The sequence below is a fragment of the Pseudomonas sputi genome (genome assembly GCF_021603585.1).
GTDB lineage: Bacteria > Pseudomonadota > Gammaproteobacteria > Pseudomonadales > Pseudomonadaceae > Aquipseudomonas > Aquipseudomonas sputi.
Map to the genome: position 1 here is coordinate 202,068 of NZ_BQHI01000009.1, position 16,998 is coordinate 219,065.

General features: G+C 62.3%; 15 protein-coding genes and 1 pseudogene. 9 read left to right on the top strand and 7 right to left on the bottom strand.

The features are described from left to right. The first annotated feature begins 4 nt into the window (after positions 1-4). Positions 5-1,033, top strand: coding sequence for an RNA 3'-terminal phosphate cyclase (gene rtcA / locus L6D81_RS15600; protein WP_236180749.1), 1,029 nt, complete (start codon positions 5-7; stop codon positions 1,031-1,033). A gap of 77 nt (positions 1,034-1,110) precedes the next feature. Then, complete coding sequence (locus L6D81_RS15605) at positions 1,111-1,440, top strand: hypothetical protein (protein ID WP_064378879.1); 330 nt, start codon at positions 1,111-1,113, stop codon at positions 1,438-1,440. Positions 1,441-1,497: 57 nt separating this feature from the next. Here the strand turns inward: L6D81_RS15605 and L6D81_RS15610 are convergent, their stop codons facing one another. From L6D81_RS15610 to L6D81_RS15625, 4 genes are all read right to left on the bottom strand, one after another. Beyond that, entirely contained in the window at positions 1,498-1,911 is a 414-nt protein-coding gene (locus L6D81_RS15610; protein WP_236180751.1) for a VOC family protein, read from the bottom strand. A 158-nt stretch (positions 1,912-2,069) separates the two neighbouring features. Then, positions 2,070-3,014: an alpha/beta hydrolase gene (locus tag L6D81_RS15615; protein WP_236180753.1), complete on the bottom strand. Its 945-nt coding sequence runs from the start codon at positions 3,012-3,014 to the stop codon at positions 2,070-2,072. A 112-nt stretch (positions 3,015-3,126) separates the two neighbouring features. Continuing rightward, positions 3,127-4,125 carry an NAD(P)H-quinone oxidoreductase gene (locus tag L6D81_RS15620; RefSeq protein ID WP_236180754.1) on the bottom strand — a complete coding sequence of 333 codons (999 nt, stop codon included), beginning with the start codon at positions 4,123-4,125 and terminating at the stop codon, positions 3,127-3,129. A 64-nt stretch (positions 4,126-4,189) separates the two neighbouring features. Continuing rightward, a complete protein-coding gene (locus tag L6D81_RS15625; RefSeq protein ID WP_236180756.1) occupies positions 4,190-5,410 on the bottom strand; it encodes a YbfB/YjiJ family MFS transporter in 1,221 nt (406 codons plus the stop codon). A gap of 111 nt (positions 5,411-5,521) precedes the next feature. Between L6D81_RS15625 and L6D81_RS15630 the strand changes: the two genes are divergently transcribed. Further along, on the top strand, positions 5,522-6,397 hold the full coding sequence (locus L6D81_RS15630) for a LysR family transcriptional regulator (RefSeq protein WP_236180758.1): 876 nt from the start codon (positions 5,522-5,524) through the stop codon (positions 6,395-6,397). A gap of 65 nt (positions 6,398-6,462) precedes the next feature. On the opposite strand, the gene L6D81_RS15635 is transcribed toward L6D81_RS15630, so the two are convergent. After that, complete coding sequence (locus L6D81_RS15635) at positions 6,463-7,185, bottom strand: pirin family protein (RefSeq protein WP_236180766.1); 723 nt, start codon at positions 7,183-7,185, stop codon at positions 6,463-6,465. 210 nt (positions 7,186-7,395) lie between these two features. Between L6D81_RS15635 and L6D81_RS15640 the strand changes: the two genes are divergently transcribed. Both L6D81_RS15640 and L6D81_RS15645 read left to right on the top strand, forming a co-directional pair. Beyond that, a complete protein-coding gene (locus L6D81_RS15640; protein WP_236180767.1) occupies positions 7,396-8,346 on the top strand; it encodes a GlxA family transcriptional regulator in 951 nt (316 codons plus the stop codon). A 90-nt stretch (positions 8,347-8,436) separates the two neighbouring features. Continuing rightward, positions 8,437-9,909: an ATP-binding protein gene (locus L6D81_RS15645; RefSeq protein ID WP_236180769.1), complete on the top strand. Its 1,473-nt coding sequence runs from the start codon at positions 8,437-8,439 to the stop codon at positions 9,907-9,909. Here the strand turns inward: L6D81_RS15645 and L6D81_RS15650 are convergent. Beyond that, complete coding sequence (locus L6D81_RS15650; RefSeq protein ID WP_236180771.1) at positions 9,871-12,657, bottom strand: ATP-binding protein; 2,787 nt, start codon at positions 12,655-12,657, stop codon at positions 9,871-9,873. The two genes, L6D81_RS15645 and L6D81_RS15650, sit on opposite strands and share 39 nt — an antisense overlap. A gap of 333 nt (positions 12,658-12,990) precedes the next feature. Between L6D81_RS15650 and L6D81_RS15655 the strand changes: the two genes are divergently transcribed. Beyond that, complete coding sequence (locus L6D81_RS15655) at positions 12,991-13,560, top strand: flavodoxin family protein (RefSeq protein ID WP_236180773.1); 570 nt, start codon at positions 12,991-12,993, stop codon at positions 13,558-13,560. 7 nt (positions 13,561-13,567) lie between these two features. Here L6D81_RS15655 and L6D81_RS15660 read toward each other — a convergent pair whose 3' ends face one another. Next, positions 13,568-13,969, bottom strand: a complete 402-nt coding sequence (locus L6D81_RS15660) for a helix-turn-helix domain-containing protein (RefSeq protein ID WP_236180775.1) — start codon at positions 13,967-13,969, stop codon at positions 13,568-13,570. A 248-nt stretch (positions 13,970-14,217) separates the two neighbouring features. On the opposite strand from L6D81_RS15660, the gene L6D81_RS15665 reads away from it, so the two are divergent. From L6D81_RS15665 to L6D81_RS15675, 3 genes and pseudogenes are all read left to right on the top strand, one after another. After that, a complete protein-coding gene (locus L6D81_RS15665; protein ID WP_236180777.1) occupies positions 14,218-15,201 on the top strand; it encodes an MBL fold metallo-hydrolase in 984 nt (327 codons plus the stop codon). Positions 15,202-15,246: 45 nt separating this feature from the next. Next, positions 15,247-16,170, top strand: a complete 924-nt coding sequence (locus L6D81_RS15670; protein WP_236180779.1) for a LysR family transcriptional regulator — start codon at positions 15,247-15,249, stop codon at positions 16,168-16,170. A gap of 167 nt (positions 16,171-16,337) precedes the next feature. Further along, positions 16,338-16,998, top strand: a pseudogene (locus tag L6D81_RS15675) (hypothetical protein); the annotation flags it as partial.

Consider the following 16,998-nt stretch of genomic DNA (forward strand, 5'->3'; position numbering starts at 1 on the left):
AAAAATGAAACAGGACGTTATTGAGCTGGACGGCGCCATCGGCGGCGGTCAGGTGTTGCGCAGTGCGTTGAGTCTGTCGATGGTGACGGGCCAGGCATTTCGCATTGAGCGGATTCGGGCCAGGCGCAGTCGTCCGGGCCTGTTGCGCCAGCACCTGACCGCCGTGATGGCGGCGGCGCAGGTTTGCGGTGCGAAGATCCAGGGGGCTGAGCTGGGCTCACAGACATTGAGCTTCGAGCCGGGGCCGATTCGTGGCGGCGATTATCGCTTTGCCATTGGCACCGCCGGCAGTTGCACCCTGGTGTTGCAGACCTTGCTGCCCGCCTTGTTACTGGCACCGCAAGCCAGTCGGGTACGAATCAGTGGCGGTACTCACAATCCGCTGGCGCCACCGACCGATTTTCTCAGCCGCAGCTGGTTGCCGTTGCTGCGACGCATGGGCGCGAAGGTTGAACTGACGTTGCTGCGCCACGGTTTCGTACCAGCGGGTGGCGGTGAAATCGACGTCAGGGTGCAACCCTCGCAATTGTCAGCATTGCACTTGTGTGAGCGCGGCGTGCCGCTTTCGCAACAGGCGTTTGCGCTGACGGCGGGACTGGCGCCGAGTGTCGGTGTCCGCGAGCTCGAAAGGGTGGCCCAGCGATTGAACATGGCGTCAGCGGCGTTGAACGCGGTCATTCTTGATCCGGCCTGTGGCCCGGGCAACGTGTTGCTGCTGGAGTACACGTTTGAACACGTCACCGAGGTTTTCAGCGCTTTCGGTCAAGCCTCACTGCGTTCGGAGAAGGTGGCGGACACCGCGATCGATCAGGCGACCGATTGGTTGCACAGCGATGCGGCAGTCGGGGAGCATCTGGCCGACCAATTGCTGTTGCCGATGGTGCTGGCCGCAGGTGGATCGTTTACCACGCCCAGGATGACCGAGCATTTGCACAGCAACATTTCGGTGATCGAGCGATTTGTACCGATCACCATCCAGTGCCAGGAAGAAGGCGCAGACCGCTTGAAGGTTGAAGTTCACGCCAGGGTGTAACAGGCGGCAAACTGCTGGCCCCCGAATGTTTCAAATCACGGCAAACTCGCCTTTTTTCAAAAGGTTAGGTGGGCTATATGCGGACGATTGTCATCACCGTAGCAACGCTTTCCCTCGCTCTGTTCGCGGTAGAGGCCCAGGCCAGGGAACTGAGCAAGAGCCATCGTTTTGCGTGCACCTGGGGCTCGGACATCGCCGCCGGCGCGCAACAATCGAAGTTGTCGGGAATTTCCCTGTATGGCGCGCGCAAGCGCTTGCAGGCACGCAAGTTTCAGCAACCGTGGATGCGCATGACCGCCATGGGCATCACCGAGCAGACCTACGACAGCGCGTCGCGGCTCAAACCGGCGGCCGTCAAGCAGACCTACTACGAACAGTGCGTGCGGCATGAGCTGGCCCAGCGTTGAACATCAAAGCCCGACCTGAAGAGGCCGGGCTTTTTCATGTCCGGTGAACTGACAGCATCACTTGTCACTTTCGCAATTGACCATCCACGACACGCCAAAACGATCCACCAGCATGCCGAATCGTGCGGCCCAGAAGGTGGCTTCCAGCGGCATGTCGACGCGACCGTCTCTGGCCAGGGCGTTAAATACCCGCTCGGCCTCGACGATGCTGTCGACATTCAGCGAAATCGAGCAACCGCTCATGCCTTGGGTCGGGCGGTCGGGTGTGGTGTCCGAAGCCATGATCATCTGATCACCGACTTTCAGGCAGGTGTGAATGATCAGGTTGTGGTGCTCTTTCGGTACATGTTCGGCGGCTGGCGTTTCGCCGAAGGTCATCATCGCTTCGAGCTTGCCTTGCAGGCACTGCTCGTAAAACGTGAAGGCAGCGCGGCAGTCGCCGTTAAAGATCAGGTACGGGTTGATTTTCATGGTGGTGCTCCCGAATAGGCAGTGGAACGCCGCGTGGCCGGGTGTGCCGAAGCAGCGTCATGGATGGGCTCCCTCCAGCAAAGCGTTAGAACGCCGGATTGCCAGCCGATGCTGCAAGAATTTCCCTTCGGGGTGACCGATGGTCGGCGGGGAGTAGGTCAGGAATCGCGTGGGTTCTTCTGCACTGCAGCGCCCGCCACACGAGCGGCAGGCCGGGTCTGCATCAGCGCATCGATCGCCTTGCGATAGTTCTGCCCACCCAGCGCCATGCTGTTGTTGTGGGTTGCGCCGGGCACCAGCAGCAGGCGTTTCGGTTGCCGGGCGGCGGCGAACAGTTGCTCGCTGAAGCGTGACGGCACGAAGGCGTCGGCCAGACCGTGCACCACCAGCAACGGCATGTGGATCTCGGCGATCTTGTCGATGGAGTCGAATTTTTGCGACAGCAACCAACGGACTGGCAGGGAGGTGTTGGCCACCGCCGCCGCGACATCTGCCAGGGACGTGAATGTGGATTCGATGACCAGCCCGCGAACCGGCAGTGGGGTGTGATGGCTGGCGGCATCGCGGCCGAGTTCGGCAGCCAGGTCGATGGCCACCGCGCCGCCCAGCGAATGTCCGTAAATCAGGCGCTTGTCCGGGTCGGGCTGCAACAGCTGGAAGCGTTCCCACGCCACCCGCGCATCCTCGTACACCGTGCGCTCCGACGGCAGGTCGCCACGGCTCTGGCCGAAGCCGCGATAGTCGATGGCCAGTACCGAATAACCTGCCGCGCGCAGTTGTTCGATACGAAACAGCTGCCCGGTGAGGTTCCAGCGCACGCCGTGCAGATAGAGGATGGCCGGTGCATCGGCGCGCTCCGCCGGCCACCACCAGGCGTGAATGTTTTGCCCGGCCTTGAAGCTTTTCGGTTGCAGGTCGAGTTCCTGCACGCTGCCCGGCAATCCGTGATACCAGCCGGCCGTGCCAGGTTCGATGCGAAACAGCAGCTTGCGTTCGGTGTGTTCCAGCACGGCACAACTCGCCGGCACACCGATGATCAGGGCGGCCATGCAGGCGAATGCCAGACGGCGGCGTCGAAGTCGGGTCATGAAGGCAAGGAACATTAAACGTTTCACCACGGCGCGGACAAAGAACGCTTTTTACCAGATGCCTTGACCCGCGCGTGACATTTTCGACCACCGCACGCCTGCAACGATTACAAAAAGCTGCAACGACTCAGTCGATCTTCAGCACAATCTTGCCGATGTGATCACCCGCTTCCATGTGCGCATGAGCCTTGGCAGCGTCGGCGAGCGGATAGACCTGGTCAATGATCGGCAGGCAGCGCCCGGCGGCCAGCACCGGCCAGACGTGTTCGCGCAACTGGCTGGCGATGGCGGCCTTTTCCGACGAGGTGCGAGCGCGCAGGAGGGAGCCGGTGACCACCGCACGCTTGCCGAGGATGGCCAGCAGATCAATGTCGTTGGCCCGCGCGCCGCCGAGGAAGCCGATCATCACCAACCGCCCATCCATTGCCAGGGCGCTGATGTTCCCGTTGAGGTACGAACCGCCCATGATGTCGAGGATCACATTGACGCCCTGGCCGGCAGTTTGCTCGGCGATGACAGTGGCGAATTCCTGTTCCCGGTAGTTGATCGCTTCACCGCCAAGGTTACGGATTGCCGCGCATTTGTCGGCGCTGCCGGCGGTCGCGAAAGCTTCAATACCAAACTCGCGGCACAGCATCAACGCGGTGGTGCCGATGCCACTCGTGCCGCCGTGGATCAACGCGCGCTGACCACGGCTGGCGCCGCCAAGGCCGAACAGGTTGGCCCATACGGTGAAAAAGGTTTCCGGAATGGCTGCTGCCTGGATCCAGTCCAGCCCTTCGGGGATTGGCAGGACCTGGCCCGCCGGAACCGCGCAATATTCGGCGTAACCGCCGCCATTGGTCAGCGCGCAGACCCGGTCACCCACCGCGAATGTGCTGACGTTATTGCCGACCGCCACGACTTCACCCGCCACTTCAAGGCCCGGGATCGGGTTCATGCCGGGTTTCATCGGGTACTTGCCGGCGCGTTGCAGGGCGTCCGGGCGATTGATGCCGGCGGCGTGCACGCGAATCAGTACTTCGCCTTCGGCGGCGACCGGCAGCGGGACGCGTCGGGATTGCAGAACCTCGGGGCCACCCGGTTCGGTGATTTCGATCCGGGTCATTTCAGTGGGCAACGTCATTTTCGATTCCTCTAAAAACAAATGATCAGGAGATGGGAGCGCTGTGAGGGCGCAATGATTCCCGTCAATGGGCGCAGCAGTGTTGTGCGGCGGGAGACGGCAGCAGTTTCAGGGCGAACTCAAGTATCAGAGCGATCAAGATGGCACCGCCGGCAATCACGAAGAGCAGCACATGCTGTCCGCCCGTGGCGTTGAACAGCGCCGAATAGGCGAACCCGGCCAGCGCCTGAAACGTGGCGAACGACACCGTGGCCCGGCTCCACGCCACCTGTTGGCGATGGTGATCCGGCACCAGCTCATGCACCCGGGCCAATGCCAGCGGCACAATGCCCGGCGGAAATGAACCAAGGATCACCGCCAGCAGCGCCAACGCCAGCAACGAATGCGAAACCGCCAGCAAACCCAGGGTGATCGCCTGCACCACCAGCACCAGACGAATGCCGGTCCGCGCGCCAAGATGATCGGCGAGGAAGCCATAACTCACCGGGCCGACGATGGCGCCCAGACCGTACATGACCCAGATCAGCGCGCCGACATGCGACCCGGCGCCCAGCCCACGGGCGACGTAATCCACCAGAAAGACCATGGCCGGCACCAGCCCGGCGGCCATGAATGCGTACTGGGCAAACAGCAGATAAACAGCAGGCGGTGTCGGCTCGACTCGCTCCACTTGGGCCGTGGTGGTCATTGCGTGGGGCAGCTCCGAGGGCCAGCCGAACCAGCTCAATGCCGTCAGCGCGAGCGACAGAGCGCCCAATCCCAACCAGGTCGCCTGCAGCCCCAGCCCCAACAGCAGCGGAACAATCGTCCCCGAGCCGGCGATGCCCAGACCGATGCCGAGGAAAATCGCCCCACTGGCCAGGCCTTTGCGTGCGGCCGGTACATGGGGCAGTACGGTCGCGGCCACCAGTACCATGATCGCGCCGCCCGCGACTCCCGACAGCAGACGCCAGCCGAAATACCAGCTCACGGACACGGGGTACGCACAGGCAAAAAACGCCACGGTCACCGCCAGCATCATCAGGCGCAGAGCGTTTTTCTGGGTGAGCCGGCGTGCCATCGGGCGACCGAGGAGGGCGCCGATCAGGTAACCGACCAGGTTGGCCGCGCCGAGATAGACCACATCATGGGCGGAAAACCACTGCGCCTGAATCAGCGAAGGGATCAGCGGCGTGTAGGCGAAACGCGCCAGACCGATGCTGACCAGGCTGGCGCAGAGTCCGGCGAAGATCGCCAGCCAGACACTCGCGTCCGGACGCTCGAGCAAAGCAGTTGAAGTGTGCATGACGGCAATCCTGTGAAAGGTTTATGGCGCCCAGCATATCGGTTATCGTTGCTGCGTTAATGCGGCGAGTTTGCGTGGTTGTGATGCGTTTGTGCATCAATGGAGAACGCTATGAACTGGGATGATGCACGGGTGTTTCTTGCGGTCTGCCGCGAGTCGACATTGCGCGGCGCCGCGCGTGTACTGGGCGTGGATCAGGCGACGGTCGGGCGCCGGATCACGGCACTGGAAAAGTCGCTGGGCGCGACCTTGTTCCTGCGCACCTCCGAGGGCTATGCACTGACGGCAGTCGGCGAAGCGGCGCTCAAGTCGGTGGAAAAAATGGAGCATTCGGCACTGGAGCTGGAACGGCGTATTCAGGGGCTGGACGATCGTCTGACCGGTAGCGTGCGGGTCAGCACCACTGATTCGCTGGCCATCGATTTCCTGATTCCGGCCATCGCCCAATTGCACGAACAGCATCCGGACGTGCGCGTGCAGCTGGACGCTTCCACGCAGATCCTCAGCCTGGCCAAACGTGAAGCGGACATCGCCGTGCGCAACACCCGTCCGGATAACCCGGACCTGATCGCCCGACGCATTGCGCGTTGGCCGGTGGGGCTGTTTGCCTCGCAAGCCTATGTCGACAGCCATGGCGTGCCGGCGCCGGGCAGTGCGTTCGAGGGCCATGATCTGGTGGTGTACCAGCCGTATCTGCAGGGCAACAAGGATCTGACCCTCGTGTCCGAGCCCATGACTCGCGGGCGGATCGTCGCCGGTCTGAGCTCCAGCCTATTGGTTCGACGCTCGATCGCCGCCGGGCTGGGGGTAGGAGAAATTCCGGTCTACATGGGCGAACGTGATGGACTGGTCAGGCTGTGGCCGGCGCGCACGCGTCCGTTGCCTTATGAAGTGTGGCTGGTGACCCATGCCGATTTGCGCCACACCGCGCGGGTCAGAGCGGTGATCGAGCACATTGTCGAAGCGTTTGTGCTGGAAAACGAATAGTCGTTCTGCCAATGAAAAACGGCCTTCACTGAAGGCCGTTTTTAGTCAGCGCTGAAACCTTTGCCTCATGGCATTTCCGGCAACTCCTGAGGCCGCAGGTCAAACACCAGGACTTCGGCATCCTGGCCATTGCTCAGGGTCAGCGCCTGTTCTTCACGAACCCTTACGCCGTCGCCTTCCTTCAACTGCATGCCGTTCAGTTCAACGCTGCCGCGAGCAACGTGCACATAGGCGTAACGGTTGGCAGGCAGCTTGAGGGTGGCACTTTCCTCGCCATCGAACAGCCCGGCATACACCCGCGCATCCTGGCGTACTTTCAGCGAGCCGTGGCTGCCTTCGGGCGAAATGATCAGTTGCAGGCGACCGCGTTTTTTCTGTTCGCTGAAGTGCTCTTGCTGGTAGCGCGGTTTGGCGCCGCTGACGTCCGGCACGATCCAGATCTGCAGGAAGTGCACAGGCTTGCTCGCCGAGTGGTTGAACTCGCTGTGGGCCACGCCGCTGCCGGCGCTCATCAGTTGCACATCGCCGGGGCGGATCACCGAACCGGTGCCGAGGGTGTCCTTGTGTTCCAGCGCACCTTCGAGCACATAGGAGAAAATCTCCATGTCGCGGTGCGGGTGCTGGCCGAAGCCTTTGCCGGCGGCGACACGGTCATCGTTGATCACCAGCAGATCGGAGAAACCCTGTTCACGCGGGTCACGGTAGCTGGCAAAGGAAAAGGTGTGGAACGACTTCAACCAGCCATGATTGGCCAGACCACGGTCGGAAGCTTTACGAAGGGTCAGCATGATGAAATCTCCTTTCAGGACGTTGATTCGTCCGAGTGAGGAGAAGGTTACTGGTTACCCTGCGGTGCAATAAGTAGATAAAAATTGAAATACTGTCTCTACTGAGTTGACAGTTGTGTACGCTGGCTCACGCATTCTTTTTCAACGGATCGCCGTATCCGGCCATAATGCGCAGACTTATGATTCCACATGGATTTTGGTGATGCCCCCATGAAGACCGTGGCAATGGTGCTGTTTCCGGATTTTCTGCTGCTCGACATGGCCGGGCCGCTGGAGGTCTTTTCGGTTGCCAACCGCTACCTGAAACCGCAAGACCACTATCATCTGACCACCTTGGGCACCGAGCGCGAGCCGGTGCGTGCATCCAATGGCGTCCTTGTGCACACCGATCGGCATATCGACGAAGCCGATGAGCGCTACGACTTGCTGCTGGTGCCGGGCGGCCCTGGCGCCTACAACGAAAAACATCCGCCGTTGCTCGCCTGGCTGCGAGGCGCGGTGGCGCGTGCCGGGCAATACGGCTCGATCTGTACCGGCGCCTTCGTGCTGGGGCACGCCGGTTTGCTCGACGGCTATCGTGTGACTACCCACTGGAATTACACCGAACGCTTGATCAAGGGCTTTCCGAAGGCAAACGTCGCGACCGATCAGATTTTTATCGAAGATCGCAACCTGATCACCTCCGGAGGCGTCACGGCCGGTATCGATATGGCGTTGGCGGTGGTGGCCCGCGATCATGGCAAAAAGATTGCCCAGGACGTGGCCAAGGTGCTGCTGGTGGTCATGAAGCGTCAGGGCGGGCAGGCGCAGTTCAGCCCGTTGATGGCAGCGGTCGCGCCCCAGGAAACGCCGATTACCCGGGTGCAGAACCATGTGCTGGAGCATCTTGAAGAAGCGTTTACCGTGGAGCGCATGGCAGGGCTTGCGAACATGAGTGCACGGCATTTTGCCCGGGTGTTCGCTCGCGAGGTCAACATGACGCCCATGGAATTTTTGCAAAGTGCGCGCATTGATTGCGCGCGCAACCTGCTGGAAACCAGCGATCTGCCGCTCAAGACCGTGGCCTACAAAAGCGGTTTCGGCAGCGTGCGGCACATGCGGTTTCTGTTCGGCGAAAAACTCGGGCTGACCCCCACGCAGTATCGCGAACAGTTCAACTAGAGCGGTTCTGTCCGTTCCGGGCATCCGGATGTCCGTGCTGGACCCCGCGTGGTGGTTGTACCGTCATCGAGGCCTGCGAAGATAACGGACATGACCAGCCTCAACGAATTGAACGCGGCGTCGGTCCTGCGTTTCGGGCCGTACGCCTTCCATTTGCGCCAGCGGCTGATCCTCGAAGGGGATCGGCAATTGCGCATGGGCGGTCGTGCGTTGGACATTCTGCAAGTGCTGGTCGAACATGCCGGCCAGGTCGTCAGCAAAGAGCAGTTGATCGCGCTGGTGTGGCCGACGTCGGTGGTCGAGGACATCAACCTGCGGGTGCACATTGCCGCATTGCGCCGGGCCCTCGGCGACGGCGAAAACGGTCAGCGCTACATCGTCAATGTGCCGCAGTGCGGGTACAGCTTCGTGGCGCCGGTGCAGGGCGACAGCGTCGCCCAAGTGGTATTCGAAAACCTGCAAGCCCCCCAACACAATTTGCCTGCACGACTGACGCCGGTCACCGGGCGCGATTCACTGGTCGGCGGTCTGGTGCGGCAACTTCCTCTGTCTCGGCTCCTGACGGTGACGGGGCCCGCCGGTGTCGGCAAGAGCACCGTGGCCCTGCGCGCAGCGGAACTGCTGCTGCAACATTTTCGTGACGGCGTGTGGCAGGTGGATCTGTCGCTGGTCGGCGAAGACATCCCGCTCCTCGATCACCTGCTCAAAACCCTCGACACTGATTTCCCCACATTGGCCGCGCGCCACGCCTTGCTGGTGCTGGACAATTGCGAACACCTGCATCAAGCCTGCCGGGGGCTGCTGCAAACGCTGCTCGACGCAGCGCCGCGTCTGTCCATTCTTGCCACCAGCCGCGAACCGTTGAACCTCGGTCTGGAAGTCCTCCAGCCACTGCCGCCCCTGACCCTGCCCAAAACCTCGGCGCTCAACAGTGTCGACGAAGTCATGGGCTATTCGGCGGTGCAGCTGTTTGTCAGTCGCGCCCGCGCGCGTCAACACGGTTTCTGTCTGCGTGAGCAGGATCTGGAAACGGTGCGCGATATCTGTCGGCGGCTCGACGGTCTGCCGCTGGCGATCGAACTGGCGGCAGCGCAGATCGATGCGCTGGCGCTGGTCGGCTTGCAGGCGCAACTGCACAACGGGTTGCAAGTCTTGAGTCATGGGCGGCGCACCGCCGTGCCACGCCATCAGTCGATGAAGGCCGCGCTGGACTGGAGCTACCAGCGCTTGAGCGAGCAGGAACAACGCGTGCTGCAACGCTTGTCGGTATTCAAGATGGCATTCACCCTCGACGCCGCCATCGGTGTGATCAGTTGCGTGCAACTGCCACCCTCGACCCTGGTGGCAGTCGTTGAGCAGTTGGCGGTCAAATCGTTACTGACAACGGACCGATCCAGCGGAACGCTGCGCTATCGAATGCTCAACATTACGCGCCGCTATGCCCGCGAACAGCTGGAGCAGGGCGGCGAACTCACTGATGTCGAGCGTCGGCACGCGCGTTACCTGGGCCGTACAGGGCCAGCCTCAAGCGGCCGACTGATCTCGCAGTTCGTCGAGCAATAAACGCACTTTGCGCAAGTCCGGGGTGGCATGACCTTCGGTGAAGCGCTGGTAGATCGGTGTCAGCAATTCGAGTGCCTGGCGATAACGCGACTGGCGCTGCCACAACCGAGCCAGCGACGTCGCACTGCGCAGTTCCCAGGCCAAAGCGCCTTGAGTCCGCGCAATCTCAAGGGACTGCTGCAGGGCGCGTTCGGCCGTGTCATGGCAGGGCGACTCAGACGCGAGCAAACACTCGGCCCGGGCCCGCAGAATTTCCGCGGAACTCCATCCGGCCGCGCCACTTTGTGCGCGCTCCAGCAAAACATCATCAACGAACCCCGGATCCAGCGTGACCATGATTTCCCTGACCAGACCGCTGTCGGCAGGCGGGATGGCGGTGGCTTTGTCGGCGTCGATCACCTGCGCATAGTGCCGTGCCCATGTATAGAACAGCAGCACCGAGTGCTTCTGCGCCTGTTCAAGCAACAGTTGCAGCAGCGCGCGGGCATTCTGGACGTCGCCGTTGTAATGGGCGATCAGGCATGACGCGAGTGCCAGGGTGTAGCAGATCGAGGTGCCGTGGTTGATCTGCACCGCTATATCCAGCGCCTGTCGCGCGGTACGCCAGGCTTGCTCGGGAAAACCTTGCAACCACAACACCCGGGCGAGGACGGTCAGCGAGGCAACGCTCTGGTCGTATTGCACGCCGAAACCGTGAGTGAAGCGATTGAGGTGGCCGCTGTGAGCCATGCGCTGAAGGACTTCTTCGGCATGGATCCGTGCCTGATGCTGGTCGCCGGCGTAATGCAGCGCGAGTACTCGCAAGCGGTGGGTACTCAGGGACAACTGCGCATCGCCGTGTACACCCAGGCTCTCGAATTGCTCGCTCTGCTCCAGCGCCATTTGGTAATGCCCGCAACTGAGGTTGACCGCCATGTGCCCCGACACGGCGCGCAACTGGCCGGCCCTGTCGTCGTGCCGTTGCGCCAGCTGGCGAGCGCTGACGAAGGCTTCGATGGTTTCCGGCGTGCCGCCCCAGGTGTGGTAGCAGGCGCTGCCGAGGGCCAGTTTCAAGGCGATTTCCAGTCGCGGGCAAGGCTCGTCGGATGACGCCAGCAACGCCAGTGCCCGGCGCACATGCACGCCGTACTCCTTGAGCAGGGACAGTTCCTGCCACAACGGTGCCGAGGTCGCCGTCAGGCTGACGCCGAGCGCGCGCGAGCCTTCGTCATTCAGCGTCCACTCAAGCGCCGCGCGCAAGTCTTCGAGGCCGCGGGCGTAGCGCTCGATCCAGACTTCGGTCGGCGTGTTTTCCCAATCGGCCTGGGCCTGATGCATCAGCGCCAGGCTGCGTTCGGCATGGCGTTCGCGGGTTTCGCCGAGTTCGCCGGCCTGGTCGAGTTTTTCCAGTGCATAGCGGCGGGTAGTGTCGAGCAGGCGATAGAACACCTCTTCATCGCCGATCTCGACGTTGAGCAGCGACTTGGCGACCAGTTGCGTGATCGAGGCGAAGACTTCGTTGGGCTCGATGTGCTGGCCGACGATAACCGCTGCCGCAGATTCCAGCGTGAATGCGCCACGGAACACACCCAGTCGGCGCAGACCGGTCTGTTCGCAGGCGTTGAGCAGGTTGAAGCTCCAGTCCAGTGTTGCGCGCAAGGTTTCATGCCGGCCAAGGCGAGTCTGATTGCCCGTCGGCAAATGTCCTTGAAGCTGCTTCAGCAAACCTTCCAGTCCAAGGCCTGCCACTTGCGCGGCCGCCAGTTCCAGTGCCAGCGGGATGCCATCCAGCCGCCGACAGATTTCAATGATCGAGGGCAGGTCAGCATTGCCTGGCTCAAAGTGTTCATGAGCTGCCATCGCCCGTTCGACGAACAGTTGCAGCGCCGAAAATCCCATCGCCTGATCGCGGTCCAGCACCGCAATCGGTGGTGGGCAATCGAGGGACTCCAGACGCTGCACATACTCGCCCTCGGCGCGCAGGCTTTCGCGGCTGGTGGCCAGAATGTGCACCTGCGGCGCGCCACGCAGGATACATTCGCTGAGCAATGCCACGGCGTCGATCAAGTGCTCGCAGTTATCGATCACCAGCAGCATCTGCCGCTCGCGCAGGCTGTTGATCAGACAGGCCATCGGCTCGCTGTCATGCAGCGAAAGATCCAGCAGGGTGGCCAGGTGCGAGCAGATCGAACCCGGATCGTTGAGCGGTGCCAGATCCAGCAGCCGAATACCGTCGCGATAGCGGCCGATCAATTGTTCGGCGACCCGCAGGGCCACGGTGGTCTTGCCGATGCCGCCGGGGCCGACCAGGGTGATGCAGCGCTGGCGCGGCAGTTGCGTCATCAGGCTGTCGACCACCGACTGGCGACCGATCATCCGCGTGCGCCGCAATGGCAGGTTATGTCGGCCGAGGTGGGTGGCGGCGGGGCGTTGTTCGATGGATTGCAGCACGACCGGCGCGACGAAACTGTAACCACGCTGCGCCACCGTGACGATGTAGCGCTGACCGGCCTGACCATCGCCGAGGGCCTTGCGCAGGGCGGCCATGTGCACCCGCAGATTGATGTCTTCCACCACGCTGTCCGGCCAGACCCCGGCGATCAATTGCTGCTTGCTCACGACCTCGCCGGCGTTGGCCAGCAGGATCAGTAGAATGTCCATGGCGCGCCGGCCCAGGCGCAAAGGCTGGTCGCCTTCAAGTACCAGCCGCTGGCCGGGGTGGATCCGATAGGGGCCGAAACCGATGGCCTGATTCGGGGAAAGACTCAACCGCTCACTCCTGCAACGTTTTTTAGGGTCCTGGTCCGTCGGGGTGAAGCGTTCGTGACGGGCAGGGCGCAGAGCGGCTTGAGGGGCAGGCAAGCCGTCTGATCCGCAGTATCCGGACATATTCCTCAGGATTTGTCGCCAGCGCAACTTGCGCGCCACGCCCAGGCCCTTGCATCGCTCGGCATTCAGTACCGTCACCACTGTATTCAAGGGCCAGAACCCGTGGCGGTTTGCCCGACAGTCGGAAAAAATTAACAACGATTAACTCGTCCGCGCCGGCTCCAGAGCCAAAACTCCGAGTCAACGGAATGCATACGTCCGGAGGACGCTGCGATGAGCAAGGTGGTGGTGGTCTATCACAGTGGCTACGGGCACACCCGCGTCATTGCCCAGGCGGTGGCCCAAGGTGTGGAGCGCCACGTGGGCAGCACCTGCCTGTTGCTGGCGGTGGAGGAGGTGGACGCCCACTGGAACGACCTGCACCGCGCCGACGCCATCATCTTCGGCGCGCCGACCTACATGGGCAGCGCCTCGGCGGCGTTCAAGCAATTCATGGAGGCCACGGCCTCGTTCTACCTCGCCCGGCCATGGCGCGACAAACTCGCGGCGGGCTTCACCAATTCCGGCAGCCTGTGTGGCGACAAGCTCAATACCTTGCTGCAAATGGCCGTGTTCGCCGCTCAGCATTCGATGATCTGGGTCGGGCTCGATCTGTTGCCGGCGCGCGCGCGCGCTGGTGTTTTCGACGGCCAGTTGAATCGCCTCGGCAGCTCCCTCGGCGCCATGTCCCAATCCTGCGTCGAACAACCGCCCGAACAGGCACCTCCTCTGGAAGACCAACAAACCGCCGCACACCTGGGCGAGCGGGTGGCGCGACTGGCTCAGCGGATGGCTCGGGAGTGAAACCGCCTCAGCGGTTTTTCATGACCTGACAACGCCATGCAAACGGATTGATCCCTTCGCTGCGGGTGAAGATGTGGCAGAAGTGCGCCTGATCGCAGAAGCCGCATTCCAGGCTGATCTGCGTGAGGCTGTGATTGGTCTGCTGGATCAACATTTTGGCCCGGGCAATGCGCTGAGTGCGGATCCAGTCTTGCGGCGAATACCCGGTACTGCATTTGAACGCCCGGGAAAAATGACTGCGTGACAGTGAGCAGGCGTTGGCCAGTTCGGTGACTTCAAGGCTGTCGCCGAGGCGTTCGAGGATCAGTTGTTTCACCAGCCTCTCGCGCTGCGGGCTGAGGCCGCCGGTGCTGGTCTTGCGGGGTTCGCTGGCAGGGGCGAGGGCGACGGTTTGCTGTGAGTGAGCCATGGCCTAGGTCCGTGTCGGGGGGGAACGCACGGTCAGCGCTTTCCCTCAGGTCAAAAAAACAACGCTGCGCAGAGGGATTCATTGTTTGGCGAAGGGCGAGTGCTGACGAGTTAAACGTTGTTAATTCCACCGTCGGCGCCAACTCAGCACACCGCTGCAAGTCCCCATGACAGGAACCGGGCAGGATGACGACGATTGGGGGGCGGGCCATAAGGGCCGCAGAATCGGGCGCGGGCGAGGGGATACAGATGAAAGGTTTGTTCAACGGCGTTATCGCCATGGCGTTGGTCGGTGCAATGTCCAGCGCCATGGCGCAGGCACCGCAGGTCGGCACCCAGGCGCCGGGTTATTTCCGATTGGCGCTGGGCGACTACGAGGTGACGGCGCTGTTCGATGGCTACAACGATTTGTCGCCGAAGCTGTTGCAGGGCATGAGTCAGAGCCAGATTCGCGCGCTGTTGGCCCGTCGCTCGATTGAAACGCCGGGCGTGCAGACTGCGTTCAATGCGTTCCTGGTCAACACCGGCAAACAACTGATTCTTGTGGATACCGGCGCGGGCCAGTGCATCGGCGCCACCGCCGGCCAGCTCTCGGCGAACATGCAGGCAGCGGGTTACAAGCCTGAGCAGGTCGACGCGATTCTGCTGACGCACCTGCACCTGGATCACGTCTGTGGGCTGGTCGATGGCCAGCAACGGCCGATCTTTGCCAATGCCACGGTCTACGCCGCCAAGGCCGAAGCCGATTACTGGCTCGATCCGCAGGCCGAGGCGAAGGCGCCAGCCGGTGCCCGGGAGTTCTTCAAGATCGCCCAGGAGTCCACTGCGCCTTACGTGGCGGTCGGGCGCTTCAAGACGTTCGCAGAGGGCCAGTCGCCGTTGCCGGGAGTGGTCGAAGCCACGCTGGAAGCCGGGCACACGCCGGGCAGTACCACCTACCGCTTCACTTCGCAGAACCAGAGCATCGTGTTCATGGGAGACCTGGTGCACAACCTGGCGGTGCAGTTCGAGCATCCGGAGGTGTCGATCCGCTTCGACGTCAACGGTCAGCAAGCGATCAAGAGCCGTAACGCCGTGTTCAGCGCAGCGGCGGCCAGCAAGACCTGGGTCACGGCTGCGCACTTGCCGTTCCCTGGGATCGGCCACATCACGGCGGTCGACAAGCACTTCCAGTGGGTGCCGGTCGAATACGGCCCGTACAAACGCGCGGCCAACGTGCCGCTGATCGAGTAAAGTGCCACCCTTTCACGTCAGGCTCAAACAAGGAAAACGTGCCCCATGAACCGTAACGATCTGCGTCGCGTCGACATGAACCTGCTGGTGATTTTCGAAGCGCTGATGTTCGAAAAGAACCTGACCCGCGTCGCCGAAAAACTGTTCATGGGCCAGCCGGCGGTGAGCGCGGCGCTGGGCCGTTTGCGCGATCTGTTCGACGACCCGCTGTTGCTGCGCAATGGCCGGGGCATGGAACCGACGGCGCGGGCGCTGGCGATTCTGCGGGAACTGCAACCGGCGATGGACGTGATTTCCGGCGCAGTCAGCCGGGCCAAGGAGTTCGATCCGGCCACCAGTTGCGACGTGTTTCGCATCGGCTTGTCGGACGATGCCGAATTCGGTCTGTTCCCGCCGCTGCTGCGTCAGTTGCAGGAAGAGGCGCCGGGGATTGTCGTGGTGGTACGTCGCGCCAATTACCTGCTGATGCCGACATTGCTGGCTTCCGGGGAAATCTCCGTCGGCGTGAGTTACACCACCGATCTGCCGGCCAACGCCAAGCGCAAGAAACTGCGCGATATTCCCTGCAAGGTCTTGCGTGGCGATAACCGTCCAGGTCCGCTGACCCTCGACGAATACTGCGAGCGACCTCACGCGATGGTGTCGTTCTCGGGTGACCTGAGCGGCAACATCGATGTGGATCTGGCCAAGGTCGGCCGCAGCCGCCGCGTGGTGCTCGGTGTGCCGCAGTTCAGCGGCTTGCGCGCGCTGCTGGCGGGCACCGAGATGATCGCGACCGTGCCGGATTATGCGGCATGTGCCTTGGTCGAAGGGTGTGCGTTGCGGGCAGAAGATCCGCCGTTTCCGATTGATGCGGCGCAACTGTCGATGGCGTGGAGCGGGGTGCATGACAACGATCCGGCGGAGAAATGGCTGCGGTCGCGGATCAGTCAGTTCATGTCGGTGTCGCTGGATATTCCGGTGATCTAGTCATTCCGGTTGCAAGGCAAACGGCCTGCGGGCCGTTTTTTTCCATCCATATCACTTTGACCATTCGTCTTAAACCCACGTCAACCTGTAATTTCTGACAGTAGCCAACCCCGCCAAAGCGCCGCTCAATACCGCCATCACCTGCCACTCGAGCGGAGTTCGCGCCCATGACTGTCAATAACCCCACTGCCGCCACACCGAAGGTGCTCAAGGAACTCGACGTTCCAGGTCGCACCGCGCCCGTGTCGCAAGCTCCGTTAATCTGGGGTCTGGGCATTGCAGCCGTGCGGGACAACTTCCCCAAACAAGGCCTGCTGTGCCGCGCCGGGCCGTGGGGAGTCATGAGCCGGGGCGACAAGCTGGTGATCTCCCTGGGCGGGCAATCGGTATTCAACAAAACCGTCGAGGCTCATGAAGTCGACAAGACACTGTCGATGTTCGTGCCCGCTGCCCGTTTCATTGACGGCACGTCCACGCTGGCCTACGCCGTCACCCGCCAGGGCGGAACGGCCGAACCGTCGGAAGTGATGCAGGTGCGGGTCAAACTCACCCGTCCCGGTGGCCATGACAGCGACGAAGGGCCGGGCCACTCGAAACTGAAAATGACCCTCCCCGAGGAGATTCTCAAGGACGGCATCGACAAGGATAACGTCGCCGCCGGCGTGAAGGTCACCATCGGTCCCTCTGGCGACGGGCCAGAACCTTACCCCAACGCAGCGGCCGGTGACGTGATTCAGGTGACGTGGGGCGGGCGGTTCGTGCTCTACGGACCGCTGACCCAGGATGAGGCCGACGGCAAAGTGCCGGTTGTGGTGCACATCAAAGAGG

Excerpts from the sequence above, each read along its gene's own strand:
- L6D81_RS15615 (WP_236180753.1), bottom strand. The coding sequence starts at position 3,014 with ATGTTCCTTGCCTTCATGACCCGACTTCGACGCCGCCGTCTGGCATTC.
- L6D81_RS15605 (WP_064378879.1), top strand. The coding sequence starts at position 1,111 with ATGCGGACGATTGTCATCACCGTAGCAACGCTTTCCCTCGCTCTGTTC.
- L6D81_RS15665 (WP_236180777.1), top strand. The coding sequence starts at position 14,218 with ATGAAAGGTTTGTTCAACGGCGTTATCGCCATGGCGTTGGTCGGTGCA.
- rtcA (WP_236180749.1), top strand. The coding sequence starts at position 5 with ATGAAACAGGACGTTATTGAGCTGGACGGCGCCATCGGCGGCGGTCAG.
- L6D81_RS15610 (WP_236180751.1), bottom strand. The coding sequence starts at position 1,911 with ATGAAAATCAACCCGTACCTGATCTTTAACGGCGACTGCCGCGCTGCC.
- L6D81_RS15655 (WP_236180773.1), top strand. The coding sequence starts at position 12,991 with ATGAGCAAGGTGGTGGTGGTCTATCACAGTGGCTACGGGCACACCCGC.
- L6D81_RS15630 (WP_236180758.1), top strand. The coding sequence starts at position 5,522 with ATGAACTGGGATGATGCACGGGTGTTTCTTGCGGTCTGCCGCGAGTCG.
- L6D81_RS15635 (WP_236180766.1), bottom strand. The coding sequence starts at position 7,185 with ATGCTGACCCTTCGTAAAGCTTCCGACCGTGGTCTGGCCAATCATGGC.
- L6D81_RS15645 (WP_236180769.1), top strand. The coding sequence starts at position 8,437 with ATGACCAGCCTCAACGAATTGAACGCGGCGTCGGTCCTGCGTTTCGGG.
- L6D81_RS15620 (WP_236180754.1), bottom strand. The coding sequence starts at position 4,125 with ATGACGTTGCCCACTGAAATGACCCGGATCGAAATCACCGAACCGGGT.
- L6D81_RS15640 (WP_236180767.1), top strand. The coding sequence starts at position 7,396 with ATGAAGACCGTGGCAATGGTGCTGTTTCCGGATTTTCTGCTGCTCGAC.
- L6D81_RS15660 (WP_236180775.1), bottom strand. The coding sequence starts at position 13,969 with ATGGCTCACTCACAGCAAACCGTCGCCCTCGCCCCTGCCAGCGAACCC.
- L6D81_RS15625 (WP_236180756.1), bottom strand. The coding sequence starts at position 5,410 with ATGCACACTTCAACTGCTTTGCTCGAGCGTCCGGACGCGAGTGTCTGG.
- L6D81_RS15670 (WP_236180779.1), top strand. The coding sequence starts at position 15,247 with ATGAACCGTAACGATCTGCGTCGCGTCGACATGAACCTGCTGGTGATT.